We start from the raw sequence: 18,641 nt of genomic DNA on the forward strand, positions 1-18,641 counted from the left end.
GATGCGCCGCACCCTCACTGCCTCGTTGACGATCCTCGTCATCACGCTGTCGGGCTGTTCGGGTGGGGATGACGAGGACGACGACGGAGTCGAGGTGGCCGGCGCGATCGGCGGAGCCGATTCCACGTGCCCGCTGCCGGTGACCTTCGACCGTGAGCGGGGCTGGGTGCCGGAGCGGATCGTCGACACCGACGACAAGGGCGAGGCGGCCCTGGGCGCCCTCCTGACCCCCGGCCCGTTCCGGGTGGCCTGCGAGCTCGAGTCACCGGTGAACGTCGGCTACCTCCGCGTCTACGTCGGCCCGCAACGGCTGGCGTCGCAGGACCCCGAACGCCTGCTGCGCACCTTTGTCGCGGAGCTCGACGAAGGAGTCGAGCTCACCTTCAGCACCTCCGAGTCGGACGACGGCCTGGCCGTCACCGAGGTCTCCTACGTCGAGGTCCGCGAGGTCCTCGAGGAGCGAGCGAAGCGTCGCGCGTTCCTGGTGGCCGGCAAGGACGGTGTCGTCGTGGTCCACGTCGGTGGCCTCGACGACGAGGAGCACGCGGGCATGCTGCCCACCTTCGAGCTGGCCAAGGAGTCCGTCCGCGTCTCCGGCTGATCGCCGAGGCGCTCGGTGCTCAGCCGGCGTCGACGAGGAGCGTCAGCAGCTTCTCGCTGATCGCGACCAGCTCGGCCTCGCTCATGCCGGTCGCCTGCGACAGGTTCACGGTGTAGACGGAGCCGCCGACGAGCGCCCCGCCGGCCGCCTGGAGGCTGGAACCGCCGCCGAAGGTGCCGGTGGTGACGAACGCCTGCTCGCCGATGCCGTCCAGTGGGTGCGCGGCGGAGTCCTCGAGGGAACCGCCGGCGCCGGAGACGTAGGCGTCGTACCCGCCGTTGCCGGTGTCGACCTCGACCGCGCCCACCGACCCGCTCAGCGCCCGGGGGTCGTCCTGGTCGAACTCGCAGGCGTCGAACGGGCCGGTGCTCAGGTTGACCGCAGCCCCCACAGCTGCGGACACCTGATCGGCTGTGAGGAGGTCACAGAACTTCGGCAGCCCGGCAGGCTCGTCGCCCTCCGGGTCGACGTCGTTCGATTCCACGGCGCTGGTGTCGCCGGTGTCCCCGGAGTCGTTGCTGTCGCCGTCGTCACCGCATCCAGATGCGAGTGCACCGACGACCAACAGGCCGGCAAGCCATGCGCGCTTCATCCTCGTCCCCTCACAGGTCAACGCCCGACTGTCCCGTTTCGCGGCGGCCCTCGGTAGTAGGGGATCGGCGTAATCGCCGGATCGACTACGTTGCGTCCATGGATCGGGCCGGCCGGGTGGGCGAGGTGCTCACCCACCTCGCGCACGGCACCGCGTCCGTCGCGGCCACCGAGTGCGCAGCCGCCTGGGACGCGGACCGTGATCCCGTGGCTGCCGCCCTCGCCGCCGTCTGTGGGTTCTGGCAGGGCGACTTCACCGGGGCGACCGCCTGGGCCGGCCGCGCCGCGGAATCGGCCACGGACGACGAGACCCGGGCCCTGGCGCTGGTGGCGGAGGCGCTCGCCGCAGCTGGCGACCCGTGCGCCTGCGCCGAGCCGGCCTGGAGCACGACGAGCGCACTCCTCGCGGCGGCCCCGGATCCGGACTCGGCCTGGTGGACGGCGATCCGGTACCTGCTGGCCGAGTCCGCGCTCGTCGGTGCCCGGCTCGCCGACGCGCAGCGGGTCGTCGCCTCCGGTCCCTTGCCGGGCACGTGGACCGGCCATCCGTTCGCCGCGGTGATGGCGGCGTGCGTCGTACGGACGGCTGCGTTCTCGGGGCAGATCGACCGGGCGACCGCCCTGCTCGAACCGATGCGCGCCGCGGCCGAATCCGGGTCGCGCCTCGAGGGCGTCGTGGAAGCGGTGGCCGGGCTGGTGCTCGGCAACGCGGACGACGCCGGAGGGGTGTCGCGCAGTCGCGAGCTGACGCCCGTCGCGGGAGACGGGGACCGGGACTTCATCGACCGGGGCGTGCTGCTGCTCCTGGCCTTCGGCGCCATCGCGATCGGGGACGTACCGACGGCCGCGCGCCTGGTCTTCCAGGCCGGCGACGACGGCGACCTCGGTGCCTGCACGATCATCGACCGGGCCCTCGGGCTCGAGATGCTCGTCGTCGCTGCGCTCGCCGAGGAGGACCTGCCCGCGGCGGAGACCTGGCTCGCGAGCCTGATGACTCTCGCTGACCATCCCACGGCGGCACCGACCGTCGACCGCGTACGCAGCCGGTACCTGCTCGTCGTCGGTGACGTCGAGGCGGCCGTGGCCGCGGCCACCGCGAGCATCGAGGCCTGCAGCGCGCAGGGCCGGGGAGTCGAGGCAGCCGAGGGCGAGATCGTCCTCGCGCGGGCCCGGATCGCCGGGAACGACATCGCCGGGGCGAGCCGCGACCTGCGCGCCCTGGTCAACGCCGCGGACGCCAGCGGCCACCGCGCCGTACGACGATCGGCCGCCTCGACCCTGCAGCCGGCCCGCCGTCGCCTTCCTCCCGTCGCCGGTGGTGGCTGGAAGGCGTTGTCCGAGCGCGAGCGGGAGATCGCCCGGTGCGTGCTGGACGGCCTCGAGGTCGACCAGATGGCCGCGGCACTGTTCCTCTCACCCGCCACGGTGCGGACCCACGTCTCGCGGGTGCTCTGCGCCTTCGGCGTACCGACCCGGATCGGGCTGTTGGCCGCCGTGGGCGAGGGCCGGGTGGCACCCGCGACCGTCCCGACGCCGCTGTCCCCGCGCCAGTCAGAGGTGGCGCGCCTGGTGGCAGCCGGCGCGACCAACCAGCAGGTGGCCGACGAGCTGGGCATCTCGGTCAAGGGTGTCGAGAAGCACGTCGGCGACATCCTGGAGCGGTGGAACGCCGGGACGCGGTTCGAGGTGGCCCGGATCTGGTGGGGCTCCGGCGCCGGCCAGCGCGGCGCCTGACCCCGGACGAAGGGGGCGGTCGGTCCCGGGGGGTGAACCACCGCAACCCCCACGACTGCGGCACCCGGAGACGCAACCGGCCCCCTCAACTATCCCGGGTCCGACCAGCGGTAACGATGGGGTTTTGGCGTAATTGGACCGTCGGGCCAGGCCCTCTGGCACGCTGCTCGCCATGGACCGGGGGGCCTTGATGGCGGACGTGCTCGATCACCTGGCTGCGGGCACCGCCGAGGTGGCGATGGAGGACTGCGTCGCGGCCTGGGAGGCCCATGGAGACCCAGCCGCGCTCGGCCTGGCCGGCCTCGCCGGGTTCTGGCGGGGTGACTTCGCCGATGCGACCGCTCGCGCGGCGGAGGGGTTGGCCGCGGCACGCGATGCCGAGGCCCGGGCGGCGTGTGCCGCTGCGCTGTCGCTCGCGGCCACCGGTGACGTGTTCACCGACCCGGGTGACGCCTGGTCGCTCGCCCGTGACCTGGTCGTCGCGGCTGCGGATCCGGGGTCGCGCTGGTGGTCCTGTGTCCGTTACGTCGTCGCGGAGGCCGCCATGGTCAGTGTGCGCATCGACGACACCGCTGCGGTCCACCGGAGCGGCCCGGCGCCGGCCGCGGCCTGGGCGGGGCATCCGTTCGCTCCGCTGATGGTGATCTGTCAGGTCCGGGAAGCGACCTTCTCCGGCCGCGTGGACGAGGCCCTCGGGTTGCTCGGCCCGATGATGGCCTCGGTGGTTCCGGGCACGCGCGTCGAGAGCGTCATCGGATCGGTCGCGGCACTCGTCCACGGCTTCGCCGGGGACAACGCGGGCGTCGAGGGCTCGCTCCCGGTGGCTCGGCACGTGCCCGAGACGCCCCACGACTACATCGACCGCGGCGCCCTGATGCTGCTGGCCTACGGGGCGATGGCGGTGGGCGACGCGGCCACGGCGGCCGCGATGACCTTCCGGGCCGGGGCCGACGAGGACCTCAGCCGGTGCACGATCATCGACCGCGCCCTCGGCCTGGAGATACTGCTCGTCGCCGCCCTCGAGGAGGGGGACGACGAGGCGGCCGCCGCGTGGCTCGTCGGGCTCAGGCGCCTCGCGGGACACCCGATCGCCGACACCGTGGTGCTGCGCGGAGAGGCCCGACACGCCCTGGCCACGGGCGCCCCGGAGGCAGCGATCGAGCTGGCGAAGCGCAGCGTCGCGCTGTCGGTGGCTGCTGGTCGGCAGTTCGAGGTGGCCGACGGAGATCTCCTGGTCGCCCGTGCGCAGCTGGCCCTGAGTGACGCGGGAGCCGCCTCGCGCACCCTGCGGAACCTGGTCGTCGAGAGCGACCGCACCGGCCATGCCGCCGTACGGCGCTCCGCAACTGCGGCGCTGGCCGCCTCCGGTCGCCGGCTTCCCCCGATCGCTGGTGGCGGCTGGTCGGTCCTGTCAGCGCGTGAGGCGGAGGTGGCACGGGCGATCCTCGCCGGCCAGGGCGTCGACGAGATCGCCGGCTCGCTGCACCTCTCGCCCGGCACCGTGCGGGTGCACATCTCCCGGGTGTTGTGTGCGTTCGGCGTCGCGACCCGGGTAGGCCTGCTCGCGGTCGTCGGCGCGATCGAAGGTGCCGCGCCACCACCCGTCCCGGCACTGAGCCCTCGCCAAGCCGAGGTGGCAGGCCTCGTCGCCGCTGGTCGCACGAACAAGCAGGTCGCCGAGGAGCTCGGCATCGCCCTCAAGAGCGTGGAGAAGCACGTCGCCGACATCCTGCTCCGTTGGGGCGCCGGCTCGCGGTTCGACGTCGCCCGGATCTGGTGGGGCGCAGGCGCGGGCGAGCGCGGCGCCTGACGGGAAGCGAGCGGCCCCTCAGGCAAGCGCGAAGCGTCTTGCCGCCAGACCAAGGCAAGCGGAGCGAAAGACAACTGCGCGCGCGGCAGCGGGGCGAGAGCCGTTCGACGGCGAGCTTGCTCGCCCTCAGTTTCGGCGAAGACCCGCTCGCGCCAAACAAAAAAGGTGCAGCCGCAAGAGTCTCGGGTCTCCTGCGGCTGCAAACAGAAGACTAGCCGTCGGGTGGGTGGCTGTCTGGGGAATGTCCAGATTCGTCGAGGAAATTGTGTGGTCGGCGGCCGCTGGTAGACACGACTCATGACGTCACCGACCGCGGCCGTGCCCGGGACCGACCCGCGGGAGCGGGCCGAGGAGCACCTGCGCGCGCTGGTGGGGCGCCCCGACGCCACCTTGTACGACGACCAGTGGGCCGCGATCGCGGCCCTGGTCGAGGACCGGCGGCGTGCCCTGGTCGTGCAGCGCACGGGCTGGGGGAAGTCGGCGGTCTACTTCGTCGCGACGCTGCTGCTGCGCGAACGGGGTGCTGGTCCGACGGTGATCATCTCGCCGCTGCTGGCCCTGATGCGCAACCAGATCGCCGCGGCGGAGCGGGCCGGGATCCGGGCGGTCACGGTCAACTCCACCAACGTGGAGCAGTGGGACCAGGTGCACCAGGCGATCCAGGCCGGGGAGATCGACGTACTGCTGGTGAGCCCGGAGCGGCTCAACAACCCGGGTTTCCGCGACGAGGTGCTGCCGCGGCTGGCGGCGACGTGCGGCCTGCTGGTGATCGACGAGGCGCACTGCATCTCCGACTGGGGCCACGACTTCCGCCCCGACTACCGCCGGATCCGCACCCTGCTGCAGGACCTGCCGACCGGCATCCCGGTGCTCGCCACCACCGCGACCGCCAACCAGCGCGTGACCGACGACGTCTCCGAGCAGCTCGGTGAGAAGACCCTGGTGCTGCGCGGCAGTCTCGACCGCGAGTCGCTCCGGCTCGGCGTCGTACGCCTCAAGACCGCCGAGCAGCGACTCGCGTGGCTGGCCGACCACCTCTCCGAGCAGCCCGGCAGCGGGATCGTCTATACGCTGACGGTGGCTGCGACCCAGGAGGTGGCGGACTATCTCCGTTCGCGCGGGCACAACGTGGCGGCGTACTCCGGACAGACCGAACAGACCGAGCGCCTGGCGCTGGAGCAGGCGCTGCTCGACGGCGAGGTGAAGGCGCTGGTCGCGACCAGCGCCCTCGGCATGGGCTTCGACGCGTCGCTGGGCTTCGTGGTCAACCTCGGTGCGCCGAGCAGTCCGGTCGCCTACTACCAGCAGGTCGGCCGTGCCGGTCGTGGCGTGAACCTGCCGCCCGAGGGCGCGTCCGTGGTGTTGCTGCCGGCGATCGAGGACCGCGACATCTGGGCGTACTTCGCCTCGCTGGCCTTCCCGCGGGAGGAGCTCGTGCGCGAGACCCTCGCGGTCCTCGCCGAGTCATCGGGGGAAGGGCGGGCGCTGAGCACCGCCGCCATCGAGCCGCGGGTCGACCTGTCCCGTACCCGGCTGGAGACGATGCTCAAGGTGCTCGACGTCGATGGCGCCGTGCGCCGCGTCCGGGGTGGCTGGGAGTCGACCGGCCGGGAGTGGTCGTACGACGCCGACCGCTACGCCCGGGTCGCCGCTTCCCGGGCTGCCGAGCAGCAGGCGATGCTGGACTACCTCGGCTCGGACGAGTGCCGGATGCGGTTCCTGCGGTCCCAGCTCGACGACCCGGCGGTGCTCGCTGACCCCGCCTGGCGCTGCGGACGTTGCGACAACTGCGGCGGCCTGACCCTGTCGACCGACGTGTCCGAGGCTGCCGTCGAAGAGGCTGCCGATCGGCTGGCCCGTCCGGGTGTTCCGCTCGAGCCGCGCAAGCTGTGGCCCACGGGATTGTCGGCCGTCGGGGTCAGCCTCTCGGGCAAGATCCGCCAGCCCGCCGAGACCGGCCGTGCGATCGCGCGGGCGACCGACCTGGGCCACGGCGCCGCACTGCGGGGCCTGTTCGCGATCGACGCCGAGGACGGCCCGGTCCCCGTCTCGCTGGCTCGCGCCATGGTCGCGATGCTGCAGGACTGGCAGCCCAAGGTCGACGCGATCGTCGTCAGCGAGTCGGAGCGGCGTTCGCAGCTGACCATGGACCTGGCCAGCGGGCTCTCCCGCTTCCTCCAGGTCCCCGTCGTCGGCCGCTGGGCGATCGTCGACCTCTCGGTCGGCCCCGACCGCGGCGCCACGAACTCGGCCCAGCGGGTGGCCGCGGTGTCCCGGCGCTGCGCGCTGCAGCTCGACGACCCCGCCGCGGTGCGCGACGCCCGGGTGCTGCTCGTCGACGACCGCAGCGTGACCGGGTGGTCGCTCACTCTCGGCGCGGCGGCGTTGTACGACGCCGGTGCGGCTGCCGTCGTACCGCTGGTGCTGGGGCTGACGAACTAGCGGTCGCGGGCTGCATGAATACCCGCTTCAGCGGGGATTCCTGCGCTCCCTGGCCGTTGCAACGGCCAGGGAGCGCCAGCAAAGGTCAGGGAGTACGACGGTCGAGGGGCCACGCGCGCCCACCCCTCGACAGAAACTAGAACGCGTTCTACTCTCGCGCCATGAGTGCGCCCCGCTTCGACCGCCCCCTCAGGGTCATCCAGTGGACGACCGGCAACATCGGCCGGCGGTCGGCGCACGCCATCCTGGCCAGGCCCGATTTCGAGCTGGTCGGCGTCTACGCGCACGGCGCGGACAAGGTCGGCAAGGACGCCGCCGAGCTGTGCGGGTGGCCGGAGCCGACGGGTGTGGTCGCCACCAACGACGTTGCCGCCCTCCTCGCCCTGCAGCCCGACGCCTGTTGCTACAACCCGCTGTGGCCTGACGTCGACGAACTGGTCGCGCTCCTCGAGAGCGGGGTGAACGTGTGCACCAGTGCCGCCTGGATCACCGGCGGCAAGCAGTCGCCCGAGGACCGGGCGCGGATCGAGAAGGCGTGCGTCGAGGGCAACGCCACGATCTTCGGCAGCGGTGCGCACCCGGGCATGACCAACGTCATCGCGATGACCCTGAGCGGATCCTGCGAGCGGGTCGACGAGGTCCGGATCACCGAGTCCGTGGACTGCTCGACCTATGAGTCGGCCGAGACGCAGACCGCGATGGGCTTCTCGCAGGACCCGGCGACGCCCGGGCTCGCCGAGAACGTACGCCGCGAGAGCGAGGTGTTCGCCGAGTCCGCCGCGATGATGGCCGACGCCATGGGCGTGACCCTGGACCGGATGACCTTCGACGTCACCTTCACCCCAGCGACCGGTGACTCCGACCTCGGCTTCATGCAGATCCCCGAGGGAACCGTCGCCGGCGTCCTCGGGTACCACCGCGGCTGGGTCGGCGACCGCAACGTCGTGAGCGTCGGCTTCAACTGGACGATGGGCAGCCACGTCGCGCCGCCCAAGCCGCTCGCCCACGGCCACGTGATCCAGGTGTTCGGCGTCCCCAACATGCGTACCGTCCTGCACTGCCTGCCGCCGGAGGGCTGGACCGAGCCCGGGTTCATGGGGCTCGGCATGATCTACACCGCGCTCCCCGTCACCAACGCCGTGCCGTACGTCGTCGCCGCCGAACCCGGCATCGTCACGCTCGCCGACCTGCCGCCGATCACCGGGCGGATGCTGGCCTGATCGTCCGGGGCGCAGCATCCCCCGATCGACGCCTCGCCCCGCCTAGATTGGCGAGCATGAACGACGACGCTCCCACTCCTGGCACGCCGGATCCCGCAGCGGACTCGGGCGACGCGCCGCCGCCTCCGCCGCCGGTGCCGCCCGTCCCTCCGCAGTTCCAGCCCGACAAAACCGTGATGCGTCCGGCCGACCCGCAGCCGGCCGACCCGCAGCCGGCCGACCCGCAGCCGGCCGACCCGCAGCCCCCCGAGACCGTGATGACGTCACCCGGCGCGCACGGCGGCGCGCACGCCGGCCCGCCCGCTCCCGAGTCGCCCGACGACGGCCTGCTTCCGTTCGGCGCGTTCGAGGGTCCGGAGTCGGCGGTCCAGCCCGGCCCGATCCACCCCGAGTTCCCGACCAAGGCCTCGAAGGCCGGGACCACCGGTGCCCTGATCGCCGTCGGCACCGGCCTGCTCGGCGCGGCCGTCGGCATCTCCGCCCTCCGCAGCCGCGACACGAGCGACGGCGACCTCGACTGGTCGAACTTCGCCGGCGGCCTCGGGGCCACCGCGGTGCTGCTGCTCGTGGCGTTGCTGGGCGCGTTCGTCGCCCGCCGTCGTACCGGCGGACGGGCGCGGGAGGAGGTCGTCACCTGGCCCGGCGTGGTCGGCATCCTCGCGACCGCGGTGGTCCTCAACGTCGGCATCGACAGCGACGAGAACTGGATGGGCTACCTCACGGGTGCCGTGCTCGTGGTGCTCGGGGCCATCGGGTACGTCGCCGCGAGGCGGGCCGCGTTCGTGGTCGTCGCCATCGCGGGTCTCGCGATCATCTACGCCCTGGCCTTCGACGACTTCGTCGCGGACAGCATCGACGGCAACGAGCAGATCACGGGCGCCGTCCTCGTCGCCCTCTTCGTCGTGGTCGTCACGCTGCTCGGCTGGGCGCTCCCGAGCCGGGCGGTCAGTGGGGTCGCCGTCGGCGTCGCCGGCCTGGTCGGCTTCGTCGGGATCATGGCCACGTTCCTGATCGCGCGCCTCCTCGGTTCGGTCTTCGGCGGCATGCTCGGTGGGCCCGCCATGTTCGGCGACGAGGAGTCCTCCGACAGCTTCCAGGTGGTGCCCGAGGAGCTCGGCTTCAAGGAGTCCGACGTCTGGGTCGTCCTCGGCCTGGCTGCCGTGCTCACCCTCCTCTGGGCGCTGGCCGCGGCCATCTCGAACCACGCCGGGTTCTCGATCCTGGCGATCGCCATGCCGACCGTCCTGGTGCCGATGGCCAGCATCGCGCTGGCCGCCGAGCACCCGAGCCAGTGGTCGGGCGCGCTGGCGATTGCGGGCGCCGTACTCCTCCTCGGCGGGGTCGCGCTGGCCCGCCTCCGAGGCAAGAAGGTCGCGAACGCGATGTGACCGTGGGCGCCGCCCTCGTCACGGACGGGGCGGCGCCAGCACGGCCAGGGCGTCCAGCGCCCGGGCCAGTCCGAAGTCCCACGCCAGTGACGGGCTCGAGGCCGCACCCATCGCCTCGCCCGCCGCGGCGCCGACGCTCTGGGCCAGGGGGTAGTCCTCGCCCAGGTAGGCGCCGAGCCGGATGCTCCACTCCGGCCAGTGCTCGGCCATCTCGCCGGCCCGCGGGTCCGGCCGCAATGCCCTGGCCGAGGCGCCGACGAAGTCGAGGACGAAGGTGAGGGCGGCGTCGCAGGTCACCGGCTCGAGTCCGAGCGGCACCAGGGCGGCGAGCTCGTGGTCGTACTTCGCGATGGTCCCGGGGCCGAGCGCCGTCCGGTCGTCGTCGATGTCGTGCAGCCACGGGTGGGCCTGGAGCAGGGCCAGGTTCGCCTCGGCCACCCGTTGGACCCTGCTCCGCCAGCCGAGCCGCCCGTAGGCGGGCCGCTCCATCCGGGCGTACGCCGCGTCGGCCATCAGGACGAGCAGGTCGTCGCGGCCGTTGACGTGCGTGTAGATCGACATGGTCGACACGTCGAGGGCCTCGGCGAGCCGCCGGATCGTGACCGACGCCAGTCCGGAGGCGTCGGCCAGCCGCATCGCGGCCTCCACGACGTCGCCGGTGGAGACCCGCGCCCGCGGACCGCGACTGCCCCCGGTCGGGGCGTCGGGGTGGTCCCGCCAGAGCAGGTCGATCAGTGAACGCGGCAACTTTCCTCCCAGGTGGGGAATCATCCTATGACACTGTACGTTGTACGGCGTACAAGGTTGAGTACACAGAGGAGTTCCTATGCAGGTCACGTCCACCGCCATCTCCCTCAACGTCGCCGACGTCGAGGCCTCGGCCCGCTTCGCCGTCGACCACTTCGGATTCATCGAGGCGATGTCGGCCGACGGGTTCGTCTCCCTCGAGCACCCGTCCGCCGCGATCAACGTGATCTTCCTGCGCACCGGACTGGAGACCTTCCGGCCGCCGGAGGTCGCCGGGTCCGCCGGCCAGGGCCTGCTCCTGGTGTTCGTCGTCGACGACCTCGACGACCAGTTCACCCGGATCTCCGCCGCCGGGGCGCAGGTCGCAACACCGCCCGAGACCGAGCCCTGGGGCGAGCGGTACTGCCAGTTCGTCGACCCGAACGGCCTCGTGTGGCAGCTCGTGCAGTGGATGGTCACGCCGTCGCCCGGAACTGCGTGACCGCCGCCGTCCACGTGTCGGGGCCGGGGATTACTGTCGCTCCGGTGAGCTTCGTTCCCGTCACCGGCCCGGCGACATTCCGGGCCGGCGACCCACCGACGATCGAGTTCACCGACAAGGTCCCCGGTGCCCGCACCATCGCGCTCCCGGTCAACGCCGCTCTGCCCGTGCTCAGTCGGGCGCACACGCGCGACGACGCCCATCCCAGCGTCGCCCTGCTGAGCGGCGCGGCCCTGCTCGCGCTGCGCTTCGTCGCCGCAGGGAAGGTCGCTCCGGCTCCCGAGGGAGCCACCGGGTGGCGGGTGGACGGCCTCGACGAACGCGACCACGACGCCGTACGACGCCTCGCCGAGGCCCGGTCGTACGACGACCTGCCGCCTGCCGACGCCGTCGGACTCGTGCGCCAGGTGCTCGACGCCGTCGCCGACACGATGCCGCGCGCGGCGCCCGCGGTGCGGGTCCGATCGACCTCCGGCGAGACCGCGCCGCGCGAACCGGAGGCCTTTGCCGAGCGGGTGCGGCAACGCCTGGCCGAGCGCACGGCACGCCAGCGGACCGCCAACGCCGAGGCGGGACTGGACGACGACGGACGTCCGCTGCCCGAGCTGGTGCGGATCTCGTTGCGGGTCGAGGCGGCCGAGGAGGAGCTCGTTGCAGGGGCGGTCCGGGTGGTCCTGCAGGTCCACGACGAACGCGATCCGCTGCACGTCGCCGACGCCGCACTGCTGTGGACCACCGGTGCTGCCGAGCACGGCTTCGGTGCCCGGGCGCGGATCCACGCGAGCATCGCGCTCCGGGCGGCGGCCGACGTCTGGCCGACGCTCGACCGGCTGCTCGCCCTGTCGGTGCCCGACCAGCTCACGCTCGATGGCGACGAGATCTCGAGCCTGCTCGAGCACGTCGGGCCGCTGCGCAACGCCCGCGTCGACGTCCACTGGCCGCGCGCCCTCGGCCCCGAGCTGACCGCGCGTGCCGTGCTCGACCGCCGTCCGGGCGCTGCAGAGAAGCGGGGCAAGGCTGAGCGCAACCCCGAGCTGCCCCTGCAGGACAGCCCGTTCTCGACCGAGGGGCTGTTCTCGTTCTCGTGGCAGATCGCCCTGCACGGCGACCCGCTCACCGAGGACGAGATGGCGGAGCTGGCCGCTGCGGCGAGCCCGATCATCAAGCTCCGCGGGGCGTGGACGGTGGTCGACCCGACGACCGCGCAACGTGCCCGCAAGCGGCTGATCCGCAAGGCCACCGGCGCCCAGGCGCTGGCCGCCGCGCTCACCGGCGTCACCGACCTGCCCGCCACCGAGGGCACGGCCACCCAGGATGCCGAGCCCGCGACCGCGCAGGTGATCGTCGGCGCCTCGCTGCTCAAGGTGCGCGAGCAGGTGCTGGCGGCGGCCACCCGCGACCCCCTGGCCGCGCCCGAGGGCCTCGACGCGACCCTGCGTGACTACCAGCGCCACGGGCTGACCTGGCTCGCCGACCTGACCGGCCTGGGCCTGGGCGCCTGCCTCGCCGACGACATGGGCCTCGGCAAGACGATCACCCTGATCTCCCTGCACCTGCACCGCCTCCAGAGCGGCGCCTCCGGCGGCGGCCCGACGCTCGTCGTGTGTCCGGCCAGCCTGCTCGGCAACTGGGAGAGCGAGATCCAGCGGTTTGCGCCCGGCCTGGCCGTACGACGGTTCCACGGGGGAGCGCGGTCCCTGGAGGGCCTGGGGGAGACGGGCGGGTTCGTGCTGACGACGTACGGCACGCTGCGTAGCGACCCGGCGACCCTGGCCGCGATCGACTGGGACCTGGTCGTCGCGGACGAGGCCCAGCACGTGAAGAACTCGCGCACCTCGACCGCCCGCGCACTGCGCCAGGTGCCGAGCCGGGCCCGCGTCGCGCTGACCGGCACGCCCGTCGAGAACGACCTCACCGAGCTCTGGTCGATCCTCGACTGGTGCGTCCCCGGCCTGCTCGGGAGCCGCCAGGCGTTCCGGCGTGTGTGGGCGGCACCGATCGAGTCGGGCGCGGAGCCGACGAAGGCGCGCCAGTTCGCCGACCTGATCGGCCCGTTCCTGCTGCGGCGCCGCAAGTCCGACCCCGGGATCGCGCCGGAGCTGCCGCCGAAGACCGAGACCGACCACCTGCTCGGACTGACCCGCGAGCAGGTCGTCCTCTACGAAGCCTTCGTGAAGGACTCGATGGAGCGGATCGAGCGCGCCGACGAGGAGACCCGCCGTGGGCTGGTGCTCGCCCTGCTCACCGGCCTCAAGCAGATCTGCAACCATCCGGCCCAGTTCCTCAAGCAGGGTGCCGGCGCCCGCCTGGCGGGCCGGTCGGAGAAGTTCGAGCTGCTCGACGAGCTCGTCGCCACGGTCCTCGCCGAGGACGGTGCCGTCCTCATCTTCACGCAGTACGTCGCCATGGCCCGGCTGATCGAGCAGCACCTCACCGCTGCCGGAGTCCCGCACCAGTTCCTCCACGGCGGCACGCCGGTCAGCGCGCGCGAGGCGATGGTCCGCCGGTTCCAGGGCGGTCAGTGGGGGGACGAGCAGGGCGTCCCGGTGTTCCTGCTCTCGCTCAAGGCCGGCGGCACTGGCCTCAACCTCACCCGAGCCGACCACGTCATCCACGTCGACCGCTGGTGGAACCCGGCCGTCGAGGACCAGGCCACCGACCGGGCCTACCGGATCGGCCAGACCAAGCCGGTCCAGGTGCACCGGATGGTCACCCGCGGCACCATCGAGGAGCGCGTCGCGGCCCTGCTCGACCGCAAGCGCCACCTCGCCGACGCCGTGCTCGCCCGCGGCGACGCGGCGCTGACCGAGCTCGACAACGAGGAGCTCCGCGACCTCGTGACCTTGCGGAAGGAGCAGCGCCGCGAGGCCCTGCTGTCCGCCGACGAGCGGGACGACTGATGCGCACGACCTTCGTCCGACAGACGCTGCCCCGGCGCGGGGTGCGGTCGTGGTGGGGCAAGGCGTGGCAGCGGGCTGTCGAGGAGGCTGCCTACTCCGACGCCGAGCTGCGCCCCGGCCGGGCCAGCGCGCGCCGCGGTGACGTCGGCGGCATCAGCGTCGACGCGGGCACCCTGCTGGCCGCGGTCCGGGCCGGCGACGACGCGTGGACGGTCGAGGTCGTCGTACCCACGCTGGAAGCGGGCGCGCGCCGCGCGCTGGTCGACGTGGTGGCGGCGGAGTCCGGCCGGATCGCCGAGCTGCTCGCGGGCAACCTGCCGCACGACTTCGTCGAGCACGTCGAGGAGGTGGGCGTCGAGCTGCTGCCGTACGGCGGCGAGTTCTCCGCGACCTGCACGTGCCCGCACTACCTCGACCCGTGTGCCCACGCGCTGGCGGTGCTGTTGCAGGTCGGGTGGCTCGTCGACGCCGATCCGCTGGTGCTGTTCGCGCTGCGCGGCCTGGATCGCGAGTCCCTGCTGTCCGAGCTGCACGAGCGCGACACCGAGCGCGACGCACGCGACCCCGCACGCGGCGGTTCGGTCGAGGAGCGACCGACGGCCGAGCTCGCCGACGACGTCGAGATCGTGGTGGATGCCGCGATGCGGGCCCAGCGGGCGCTCGAGCTGTTCGAGTCCGGCGAGGACCTGCCCGAAGGCCTCGTCTGAGACCAGCTCACTCAGGCAGCGCGAGGACGCGCAGCTCCGACTGGTAGGCGGCGTACGTCTGGCGCATCTCGTCCGCCGGCCAGTTGCGGGGCAGCAGCTCGGCCGGGAGCAGCGGGTCGCTGGCGAGGTGCCGCACCAGGGCTGCCGCCACTGCCAGCCGCGCTGCCGGAGCGGCGGCCCGGGCCAGCATCCGCAACAGGGTGCGCCCGTCCTTCGCCCAGCCGGTCAGGTCCCACAGGTCTGCGGCGAGGTTCGCCGGGTCGCCGTCGGGTCGAGCGGAGAAGGTGGTGAGGACGACGTCGTCGGCGTACCCGCGCGGTCGGCTCAGGTTGGCCGGGCGCGTCCAGACGCCCTCGCGGACCTCGGAGAGGCGATGCGCGGTCAACAGGTCGCGCAGGGCGGCACGCTCGGGTCCGGAGCGGCCGGACACGACCACGACGGCCATCTCCCACGTGCCGTCCCACTCGATCTCGGCGTCGAGGACGGCCTCGTCCTGGTGCTGCTGGCGCCGGGCCAGTCGCTTGCCGAGGGCGTAGTCGCCGTCGGCCCGACGCAGGTCGCCGGCCGCCACCGCACGGGTCAGCGCGACCCGCACGGTCGAGGCCGGGATGTCGAAGTGTTCGCCCGCGCGGACCAGTGCTGAGGGACTCATCCGGTCCGGGTGCGAGCCGAGCAGCAGGCTGAGCAGCACCGACCGTGCCGACAGGTGCGGCAGCGACGTGGGATCGGGAGGCACGTCGTCACCCTCCCACGGGCCCGTGTCTGTTACAAGTATGGACACAGTTGTTCGTGCGGTTGTAACGTGGACGGCATGACCGATGAGGCCGGCTGGCGCCGCTCCGCGTACGACGGACCCGGGTCGCCCTACCGCGACGCTCCTGCGCCGCGTGAGGACGGGCCGTCGTACCGGACGCTCACCTACGAGGTCGACGGCCGGGTGGCGCGCCTGGTCTTCAATCGCCCCGAGCAGGGCAACTCGATCACCCCGGACACGCCTGTCGAGCTCGCGGACGCCGTCGAGCGCGCCGACCTCGACCCGCGCGTGCACGTGATCGTGCTGAGCGGGCGCGGCAAGGGCTTCTGCGGCGGCTACGACCTGGCCGCCTCGGCCGAGCGGATCCTCGACGGAGGGATGGTGGGCTCGGCCCCGCAGGAAGGCACCGTGCTCGACCCGACCGTCCAGATGCACAACCACGACCCTGCGGGGACGTGGGACCCGATGGTCGACTACGCCATGATGAGCCGCTTCACGCGGGGCTTCGCGAGCCTGCTCCACGCGAACAAGCCGACCGTCGCGAGCATCCACGGCTTCTGCGTGGCGGGCGGCACCGACATCGCGCTGCACTGCGACCAGATCGTGATCGCGGCGGACGCCAAGATCGGTTACCCGCCCACCCGGGTCTGGGGAGTCCCGTCGGCCGGGCTGTGGGCCCACCGCCTCGGCGACCAGCGCGCCAAGCGCCTGCTGTTCACCGGTGACTGCCTCTCCGGTCGTGAAGCCGCGGAGTGGGGCCTCGCCATCGAGGCCCCCGAACCCGAGGACCTCGAGGAACGCACCGAGAACCTGGTCCAGCGGATCGCCGCAATGCCGCTCAACCAGCTGATGATGGTGAAGCTGGCCCTGAACTCCGCACTGCTCGCCCAGGGCGTCGAGAACAGCCGCATGATCAGCACCGTCTTCGACGGCGTCTCGCGCCACACCCGCGAGGGCTACGCCTTCCAGCAACGGGCCGCCGAGGCCGGTTTCCGGCAGGCCGTCCGCGAGCGGGACGCGGCGCCGTACGACGACTTCGGACCTTCGACGAACAAGGGATGATCCAGATGAGCACGCACGAAGTCTTCAACCAGGTCCCCCCGCTCGTCGGGCACGACACCGCTGCCGACCCGGCCCTCCTCGAGGGCATCGAGCGCGAGGGCGCCGGCTGGGCGCTCGAGGAGATCCACGAGGTCGGCCGGCTGGCCGGCACCGCCGAGGCCCGCGACTGGGGCCGGCTCGCGGAGCGCGTCCCGCCACGCCTGCTCACCCACGACCGCTACGGCCATCGCATCGACGAGGTCGAGTACGTGCCGTCGTACCACCGGTTGATGGAGACCGCCGTCTCCCACGGCATCCACGCGGCTCCGTGGGCCGACGACCGGGCGGGTGCCCACGTCGCCCGCGCCGCGAAGTTCTACGCCTGGAACGTCGACGCCGGCCACGGGTGCCCCATCTCGATGACGTACGCCGTCGTCCCGGCCCTGCGTGCGAACCCGGAGCTCGCGGCCCGGTTCGAGCCGCTGCTCACCAACCGCTCCTACGACTTCGGCCTGCGCGACCCGGAGACCAAGACCGGCCTGATCGCGGGCATGTCGATGACCGAGAAGCAGGGCGGCTCCGACGTCCGCGCCAACACGACCACCGCGGTCGCGCAGCCGGACGGCACCTACCGGATCGTCGGGCACAAGTGGTTCACGTCGGCGCCGATGTCCGACATGTTCCTGACCCTCGCCCAGGCGCCCGGCGGGCTCTCCTGCTTCCTGCTCCCGCGGGTGCTGCCGGGTGGCGAGGCCAACCCGATCCGCTTCCTGCGGCTCAAGGACAAGCTCGGCAACAAGTCCAACGCGTCGTCGGAGATCGAGTACGACAACGCCGTCGGCTGGCTGGTCGGCGAGGAGGGCAAGGGCGTCAAGACCATCGTCGAGATGGTCAACATGACCCGCCTCGACTGCGTGATCGGGAGCGCCTCGGGCATGCGGGCGGCTCTCGTCCAGGCCACCCACCACGCGCAGCACCGCTCCGCGTTCGGCAAGCACCTGATCGACCAGCCGCTGATGCGCAACGTGCTGGCCGATCTCGCCCTCGAGTCCGAGGCAGCGACGACCGCGATGATGCGGCTGGCCGGCGCCAACGACCGCGCGATCCGGGGCGACGAGGGGGAGGCCGCGTTGCGCCGGCTCGCGCTCGCCGCGACGAAGTACTACGTCTGCAAGCGTGGCCCGGCCGTCGCCGGCGAGGCGCTCGAATGCCTCGGTGGCAACGGCTACATCGAGGACTTCGACCTGGCCCGCATCTACCGCGAGCTCCCGCTGCTCTCCATCTGGGAGGGCTCGGGCAACGTCGCCGCGCTCGACGCGCTGCGCGCGATCGGCCGCGAGCCGCTGGCCCTGGACGCGTTCTTCACCGAGGCCGACCTGGCCGCCGGTGCCGACCCGCGGTACGACGACGCCGTGTCGTCGCTCAAGAAGGAGCTCACCAGCTTCGATGACATCGAGCTGCGCGCCCGTCGGATCGTCGAGCAGATCGCGGTGGTGTTCCAGGCAGGCCTGCTGCTGCGGCACGCACCGTCCGCGGTCTCGGACGCGTTCTGCGCGAGCCGGCTGTCGCGCGACTGGGGCAGCGCCTTCGGCACCCTGCCCGCCGGCCTCGACCTCGCCCCGATCCTGGAGCGGGCGGCGCCCGGATCCTGAGCGAGGGGCCCGTTACTGCAGCTCGGCCGGGTCGCTGGTCAGGGTCTCGATGAGCCGCTGGGTCTCGGCAGCCACGGCTGACGGGTTCTCCCCGTCGTAGACGACCGCGACCTCGGCGACCCCTGAGGCGGGGATCGAGCGCGCGACCTGTGCGACGTCACCGGTGGGCTCGCGGAGGCTGCAGCCGTTGTCGTCGGTCGTCAGCTCCGCCGACGCGCTCGCGGCGAGGGAGAGGTCGGCGCACGCCAGGTCCAGCTGGTTCGTCATCTCGGACCGGGCACCCTTGCGGTCCTCGCCCCCGAACGAGGTCAGCTGCAGGAGCAGGGTCAGGGGGGACCCGAGGTAGCGACCCGTGAAGGCGCAACCAGCCGTCGTCGCGTTGATCAGGGCCGAGGTGTCGTGCGTCTTCTCGGCGAGCCCCCACTGCTCCCGCAGGTGGGCGGGTACGACGTCGCAGAGGTTCTCCGGCAGGGCGGCCGGCTCGACTGCCGGGGCCGGGTCGTCCTCCTTCGAACAGCCCGAGGCCAGGGGTCCGAGGAGCAGCAGGGCGCACACGAGAACACGCATCGACGT

General features: G+C 72.7%; 15 protein-coding genes. 11 read left to right on the forward strand and 4 right to left on the reverse strand.

Going from position 1 to position 18,641, the window contains the following annotated elements:
- Position 1 precedes the first annotated feature (1 nt).
- Complete coding sequence (locus ACOACQ_RS16490) at positions 2 to 601, forward strand: lipoprotein (RefSeq protein ID WP_378601414.1); 600 nt, start codon at positions 2 to 4, stop codon at positions 599 to 601.
- Between the two features lie 19 nt (positions 602 to 620).
- Here ACOACQ_RS16490 and ACOACQ_RS16495 read toward each other — a convergent pair whose 3' ends face one another.
- Complete coding sequence (locus ACOACQ_RS16495; protein WP_420288801.1) at positions 621 to 1,193, reverse strand: hypothetical protein; 573 nt, start codon at positions 1,191 to 1,193, stop codon at positions 621 to 623.
- A gap of 98 nt (positions 1,194 to 1,291) precedes the next feature.
- On the opposite strand from ACOACQ_RS16495, the gene ACOACQ_RS16500 reads away from it, so the two are divergent.
- The 5 genes from ACOACQ_RS16500 (at position 1,292) to ACOACQ_RS16520 (ending at position 9,786) form a co-directional block, all read left to right on the forward strand.
- Positions 1,292 to 2,926, forward strand: coding sequence for a helix-turn-helix transcriptional regulator (locus ACOACQ_RS16500; RefSeq protein ID WP_420288802.1), 1,635 nt, complete (start codon positions 1,292 to 1,294; stop codon positions 2,924 to 2,926).
- Positions 2,927 to 3,098: 172 nt separating this feature from the next.
- Positions 3,099 to 4,736, forward strand: a complete 1,638-nt coding sequence (locus ACOACQ_RS16505) for a LuxR C-terminal-related transcriptional regulator (RefSeq protein ID WP_420288803.1) — start codon at positions 3,099 to 3,101, stop codon at positions 4,734 to 4,736.
- A gap of 297 nt (positions 4,737 to 5,033) precedes the next feature.
- On the forward strand, positions 5,034 to 7,178 hold the full coding sequence (locus tag ACOACQ_RS16510) for a RecQ family ATP-dependent DNA helicase (protein ID WP_378601403.1): 2,145 nt from the start codon (positions 5,034 to 5,036) through the stop codon (positions 7,176 to 7,178).
- Between the two features lie 161 nt (positions 7,179 to 7,339).
- Positions 7,340 to 8,398 (forward strand): hypothetical protein, encoded by a 1,059-nt coding sequence (locus ACOACQ_RS16515; RefSeq protein WP_378601400.1) that lies wholly within the window; start codon positions 7,340 to 7,342, stop codon positions 8,396 to 8,398.
- Between the two features lie 56 nt (positions 8,399 to 8,454).
- Positions 8,455 to 9,786: a hypothetical protein gene (locus ACOACQ_RS16520; protein WP_420288804.1), complete on the forward strand. Its 1,332-nt coding sequence runs from the start codon at positions 8,455 to 8,457 to the stop codon at positions 9,784 to 9,786.
- A gap of 18 nt (positions 9,787 to 9,804) precedes the next feature.
- Here ACOACQ_RS16520 and ACOACQ_RS16525 read toward each other — a convergent pair whose 3' ends face one another.
- On the reverse strand, positions 9,805 to 10,557 hold the full coding sequence (locus ACOACQ_RS16525; RefSeq protein WP_378601394.1) for a TetR/AcrR family transcriptional regulator: 753 nt from the start codon (positions 10,555 to 10,557) through the stop codon (positions 9,805 to 9,807).
- Between the two features lie 55 nt (positions 10,558 to 10,612).
- Between ACOACQ_RS16525 and ACOACQ_RS16530 the strand changes: the two genes are divergently transcribed.
- Genes ACOACQ_RS16530 through ACOACQ_RS16540 form a run of 3 tightly spaced genes read left to right on the forward strand, consistent with a single transcriptional unit; the run spans position 10,613 to position 14,621 of the window.
- Positions 10,613 to 11,014 carry a VOC family protein gene (locus ACOACQ_RS16530; RefSeq protein ID WP_378601391.1) on the forward strand — a complete coding sequence of 134 codons (402 nt, stop codon included), beginning with the start codon at positions 10,613 to 10,615 and terminating at the stop codon, positions 11,012 to 11,014.
- A 44-nt stretch (positions 11,015 to 11,058) separates the two neighbouring features.
- Positions 11,059 to 13,914 carry a DEAD/DEAH box helicase gene (locus ACOACQ_RS16535; RefSeq protein ID WP_378601388.1) on the forward strand — a complete coding sequence of 952 codons (2,856 nt, stop codon included), beginning with the start codon at positions 11,059 to 11,061 and terminating at the stop codon, positions 13,912 to 13,914.
- Positions 13,914 to 14,621 carry an SWIM zinc finger family protein gene (locus ACOACQ_RS16540; protein ID WP_378601385.1) on the forward strand — a complete coding sequence of 236 codons (708 nt, stop codon included), beginning with the start codon at positions 13,914 to 13,916 and terminating at the stop codon, positions 14,619 to 14,621. Before ACOACQ_RS16535 ends, ACOACQ_RS16540 begins: the two co-directional genes overlap by 1 nt.
- A gap of 7 nt (positions 14,622 to 14,628) precedes the next feature.
- Here ACOACQ_RS16540 and ACOACQ_RS16545 read toward each other — a convergent pair whose 3' ends face one another.
- Positions 14,629 to 15,357 (reverse strand): PaaX family transcriptional regulator C-terminal domain-containing protein, encoded by a 729-nt coding sequence (locus ACOACQ_RS16545; RefSeq protein ID WP_378601382.1) that lies wholly within the window; start codon positions 15,355 to 15,357, stop codon positions 14,629 to 14,631.
- 75 nt (positions 15,358 to 15,432) lie between these two features.
- On the opposite strand from ACOACQ_RS16545, the gene ACOACQ_RS16550 reads away from it, so the two are divergent.
- Positions 15,433 to 16,437, forward strand: a complete 1,005-nt coding sequence (locus tag ACOACQ_RS16550) for a crotonase/enoyl-CoA hydratase family protein (protein ID WP_378601379.1) — start codon at positions 15,433 to 15,435, stop codon at positions 16,435 to 16,437.
- 5 nt (positions 16,438 to 16,442) lie between these two features.
- The gene (locus tag ACOACQ_RS16555) at positions 16,443 to 18,068 is read left to right on the forward strand and encodes an acyl-CoA dehydrogenase family protein (RefSeq protein ID WP_378601374.1); all 1,626 of its coding nucleotides are present in this window, start codon (positions 16,443 to 16,445) and stop codon (positions 18,066 to 18,068) included.
- A gap of 12 nt (positions 18,069 to 18,080) precedes the next feature.
- Here ACOACQ_RS16555 and ACOACQ_RS16560 read toward each other — a convergent pair whose 3' ends face one another.
- A complete protein-coding gene (locus ACOACQ_RS16560; protein ID WP_378601371.1) occupies positions 18,081 to 18,635 on the reverse strand; it encodes a hypothetical protein in 555 nt (184 codons plus the stop codon).
- Between the last annotated feature and the right edge of the window lie 6 nt (positions 18,636 to 18,641).

The organism is Nocardioides sp. CPCC 206347, from assembly GCF_048654605.1.
Taxonomy (GTDB): domain Bacteria; phylum Actinomycetota; class Actinomycetes; order Propionibacteriales; family Nocardioidaceae; genus Nocardioides.